Origin of the sequence: Bradyrhizobium sp., from assembly GCF_016462955.1 — a bacterium.
In the GTDB taxonomy this organism is placed as follows: domain Bacteria; phylum Pseudomonadota; class Alphaproteobacteria; order Rhizobiales; family Xanthobacteraceae; genus Bradyrhizobium.
The window spans coordinates 1-4,602 of the sequence record NZ_JAEMSD010000526.1; the positions used below are offsets into that span (position 1 = coordinate 1).

Annotated in this window: 5 protein-coding genes; 3 read left to right on the forward strand and 2 right to left on the reverse strand. The window is 66.3% G+C overall.

What is annotated here, in order from left to right; all coding sequences use genetic code 11:
- Positions 1-41 precede the first annotated feature (41 nt).
- Positions 42-1,559 (reverse strand): PLP-dependent aminotransferase family protein, encoded by a 1,518-nt coding sequence (locus JHD07_RS33455; protein ID WP_291629913.1) that lies wholly within the window; start codon positions 1,557-1,559, stop codon positions 42-44.
- Positions 1,560-1,723: 164 nt separating this feature from the next.
- On the opposite strand from JHD07_RS33455, the gene JHD07_RS33460 reads away from it, so the two are divergent.
- The 3 genes from JHD07_RS33460 to JHD07_RS33470 all read left to right on the forward strand — a co-directional run bounded on the left by JHD07_RS33460 (position 1,724) and on the right by JHD07_RS33470 (position 4,301).
- Entirely contained in the window at positions 1,724-2,632 is a 909-nt protein-coding gene (locus tag JHD07_RS33460; protein ID WP_291629930.1) for a helix-turn-helix transcriptional regulator, read from the forward strand.
- 188 nt (positions 2,633-2,820) lie between these two features.
- Positions 2,821-3,546 (forward strand): siderophore-interacting protein, encoded by a 726-nt coding sequence (locus JHD07_RS33465; protein WP_291629932.1) that lies wholly within the window; start codon positions 2,821-2,823, stop codon positions 3,544-3,546.
- A gap of 182 nt (positions 3,547-3,728) precedes the next feature.
- Positions 3,729-4,301 carry a histidine phosphatase family protein gene (locus JHD07_RS33470; protein ID WP_291629933.1) on the forward strand — a complete coding sequence of 191 codons (573 nt, stop codon included), beginning with the start codon at positions 3,729-3,731 and terminating at the stop codon, positions 4,299-4,301.
- Here JHD07_RS33470 and JHD07_RS33475 read toward each other — a convergent pair.
- Positions 4,294-4,602: nicotinate-nucleotide--dimethylbenzimidazole phosphoribosyltransferase (locus JHD07_RS33475; RefSeq protein ID WP_291629936.1), on the reverse strand; the 309-nt coding region annotated here is incomplete at its 5' end. The two genes, JHD07_RS33470 and JHD07_RS33475, sit on opposite strands and share 8 nt — an antisense overlap.

Here is a 4,602-nt window from a genome sequence, read left to right on the forward strand (position 1 = left end):
GCTATGCATAACAGTCGGCTCAGCTTCGCTTTATTGTACGATCAGTAAGAGCGCGCATCCGGAGGCTCGGATGGCGCGCTGTGAGAAGCGCTGCCGATGCAGGCTGCAATTCTTGCAAGCAGCGGCGCGGCGTCCTCGACGCGCAGCCGGCCGTAACCGAACACCAGGCCCTGCCGCGTCGGCCGCGCCAGGAAATTCTGCGACAGCGGTTGCACCTGGATACCGGCCTGCTTCAAGATCGCGACCGCCTCGCGGTCGGTCATCCGCGCCTGCATGGCCTCGGTGAACAGCGCCACGAGGTGCAAGCCGGTCACGGCAGAGGACACGGTCAGATCGCCTGGCATTTGGGTTTGGATCGCGTCGATCAGCGCCTTGCGCCGCGCCGCATAGACCCGCCGCATCGCGCGCAGGTGGCGCAGCAGATGCCCCTCCCGCATGAACTCCGCCAAGGCGAGCTGTCCGATGCCGGAGGTGTGGACGTCGATTCGCGCGCGGCCCTTGGCGAAGCCTTCGATGAAGTGCCTGTTCGCGACGAGATATCCGAGCCGCAGATTCGGCATCATGATCTTCGAGAAGGTGCCGAAATAGATCACCCGGCCGTCGCGATCGAGCGAGCGCAGCGAGGCGATCATGCTGTCCTGATGCCTGAACTCCGAATTGTAGTCGTCCTCGATCAGCCAGATGTCGTTCTTGTTCGCGTAGTCGAGAAGCTCGAGCCGCCGCTCCAGGCCCATGCTGACCCCGAGCGGATATTGATGCGACGGCGTGACCACGATCAGCCGCGCGCGCGGTGCGCGCCGAATTCCTTCCGAGACGACCAGCCCCTTGTCGTCCACCGGGACAGGCACGAGCCTTGCGCCGGCGGCGGTGAGTGCCCATCGCGCCTCGATGAAGCCGGGCTCCTCGACCCAGACCTCATCGCCGGGATCGAGGATCATCCGGCTGCAGAAATCCAGCGCGCCCGACGTACCGGAGGTGACGACGACCTCGTCCGGCGAGCAGACCAGACCGCGCACCGAGCCGAGAAAGTTCGCGATCTCGCTCCGTAAGCGCGGATGGCCTTCCGGCGGAAGATCCAGGCACTCCTGCTCCCTCGGATTCTGCCAGGCTTGGCGCAGCAGGCGCGACCAATCCTTGAACGGAAAGGTCGAGATGTCGGGCGCGCCGGGAGCGAACACGGACGGCCAGTTGGTCTCGTAATCGAGGCCGAGCAGCGCGCGCCAACGCTCCGACATGTGGGCAGGCTTGCCGGCAGGCGACGCGGGCTCAGCATGCGGGGCCGTGACGGCGGCCACCATGACGCTGCCGCGCGGCGTCGATGCGAGATAGCCCTCGGCATAGAGCAGATCCCACGCGGTCAGCACCACCGTGCGTGAGCAGCCCAATTCGCGCGCGATCTCGCGCGATCCCAGAAATTGCGTTCCCGAGGGAAACGCGCCGCTCAGAATCCCGTCGCGGATGTGCTTGGCGATCTGCAGGTGCAGCGGCACCGCGGAGGTGCGATCGATATGCATTCCCGCAAGGGATACGCGCTTGCTCGGGTGACGGCCATTGTCCATGTCTCGCCCATCAGGCAGCGCAGGTATCATCCAGCGCAGAGCTACACCGAAAGGCAGCCGGCGAAAAGGCATCCGTGACCGCGGCGCCGCGCATCATGGGTCTGCGCGCCGGCCATGTCGCGGCCCGTGGCGCAGCGAAGGGCGGTTAGAAACGATCGAGATCAGTGCGGTTCGCATTGCAAGTCGTTGCCGCGCGCCAGATATTCCCGGAGGCAGTCACCCGCATCCAAATCGATCATCCGCTCACCATGCCCTTCTTCCGACTCGACCGCGGCGACCCGCGCCCCGATGACGCTGTGGATTTTGATCCCGAGACCGTGCCGCGCCCCATCGCAGCCTTCGGCGGCGAGATGGTCACGAAGGGCACGGAGGTCGCCATGCATACCCATCCCAAGGACGAGCTTGTCCTCGCCCGGAGCGGCATGATCAGGCTGGAAGCCGGTCGAAGCATATGGATCGTACCGCCGCGCTGCGCGGTGTGGATTCCCGGCCATGTTGCGCACGGCGTGAGGGTCGCCGGAAACGTCGAGGTCTATTGCCTGTTCGTGGAACCGGGTGCGACACCGGCGCTGCCGCGGCAATGCTGCACGCTGACGATCTCCCCTTTGCTGGAACGTCTGCTGGTCCATGCCACCCACATGCCGGCTCTCTACGATGCCGACGGGCCAGATGGGCGGATCGCGGCCGTGCTGCTGGACCAGCTCTCGCTGGCCCCCGTGGAAGAGCTGCACTTTCCCATGCCGACGGATTCCAGGCTGCGCCGGATCGCGGAGGCGATGATGGCCGACCCTTCCGACCGGGCGACGATCGAGGAGTGGGGCCGCCGCATGGCCGTTGCTCCCAGAACCCTCACGCGCATCCTGCAACGCGAGACCGGCATGAGCTTCGGGCGCTGGCGCCAGCAGCTTCACATCCTCATTGCGCTTCAGCGCCTCGACCAGGGCGCATCGGTGCACGCCGTGGCTCTCGACCTCGGCTATGAAGGCGCCAGCGCCTTCGTCACCATGTTCCGCAAGGCGCTCGGCAAGCCGCCCGCGCGCTATCTCGCCGAGCGATGCATGGCCGCGCACTGACCGGAATTCGCAATGGATTGTCAGGTTTGCGGAATGCGCTGACGGAGACGATCTCCTACTCAGGCTCGGGAGCGCCTGCGGGCGCATTCTCTGGGAGCCGGAAGATGGATTCACTCAGCAGCGGGCTCGCATGTCCGCAGGACTTTAGCGACAGACGCAAGGGTTTGACCGCCCCCCACCGAACGCAGATGCACGAGCCGTCGAAGCCGCAGCAGGGACCGGTTGCACGCATGCTGCTGCAATGGCTGATGCGCCCTGCGTCTATCGCGGCGGTCGAGACGCTTTCGCCTCACTTCCGATCGATCGTGCTCGAGGGCGACGCGCTCAAGGGCCTTGCGTGGACGATGGGCCAGAAGATCCAGATCGCGATGGGATCCGGGCTGAGTGCGCGAACCTACACGCCGATGTCATGGGATACGGAGAAGGGCCGGACGAAGCTGCTGGCTTTCGCACACGGCGATGGTCCCGGCAGCCGCTGGGCGAGCGGCTTGCGGGAAGGCGATCTCTGCTGGTTCTTCGGTCCGCGCCGCTCGCTCGACCTGTCCGCCGCGAAAGCTCCGATCATCCTGTTCGGCGATGAAACCTCGTTCGGTATCGCGTCGGCATTCCGCGGCAGTCGACTGGCGGACGACACGACCTATATGTTCGAGGTTTCCGACGCCGCGGAGACCAATCCCGTTCTGGCCGCGATCGGCCTCGGCAGGGCCACCTCGATCGTACGAAGCGCCGAGGATGCACATCTCGCCGCCGTCGAGGCCGAACTGTTGCGCCTTGCCGCAAGCGCGCATTTCGTCCTGACCGGCAAGGCCTCGTCGATCCAGCGCATCGGCCGTGCCTTGAGAGCCGCGAACGTCGCGAGATCCCGGATGAGCGCCAAGGCCTATTGGGCACCGGGCAAGACCGGACTGGACTAGCGCAGGCGCCGCCAGCCAATGACGGTGCCGGCCAGGGTAACACCAGCCCGAACGCGCACTGCATTCCCTTTTCATTCCCTCTCGGGAAAACCGTCACAAGCATCTAGGATTGCCGCCAAGTCGGAGGCAATGTGCCAGTTGCGGCCTCGTGGCCACAGCGACCAACTTCCTTGGAGACGAGCATGGAAGGCGAGACCTTCCTTTGGCTGATACGGCATGCGCCCGTGTGCGGCATCGCGGGCACGATCCATGCCGCCGAAGCGGCGGCCGATCTCGGCGATCAGGCGACCTTGGCGGCTCTGCAGAAACGCTTGCCGCCGGGTGTCGCCGGCTATGCCAGCCCATTGCGCCGCACGGTCGAAACGGCGCGCGCGCTGGGGCTCGAACCAGAGCTGGTGGGAGAATTCCGCGAGCAGGATTTCGGCGACTGGTCCGGACACCGCCACGACGAGCTATCGACCAAGGGTGGCGAGGCTTATGCGCAATTCTGGCGGGATCCCGCGCGCGGACGGCCGCCGAACGGCGAGAGCTTTGCGGATCAGGTCGCGCGCGTTCGGCAGGGCCTGTCGCGGATTGGCGCCGGCTCCGCAGCCCTGATCGTGCATTCCGGCACCGTCCGCGCCGCGCTCTGCATCGCGCTCGATCTCACACCGGAGGCCGCGCTGCGCTTCGTGATCGACCCGCTGTCGCTGACCCGGATCGACCGCCTCGCGGGCGGCTGGCGCGTCGCCTCGGTCAACCAACGGATCAGCTAGGCCGATCCGGGACGTTGGCCTGCGCGAACGTCGCCATGCCGTTGTGCAGGCTGCATGCGAGGCGCACCAGCGGCAGCGCGATGGCGGCGCCAGATCCCTCGCCGAGCCTGAGGTCGAGGCTGATCAGCGGCTGCACGTCGAGCGCCCGGAGCACCAGCCGATGCCCCTGCTCCGCCGATTGATGCGACGGCAGCAGGAACGGCCTGCACGACGGCATGGCGACGTTCGCGCAGGCGAACGTGCCGGATCGGCCTAGCTGATCCGTTGATTGACGGAGACGACGCGCCAGCCGCTTCCGAGC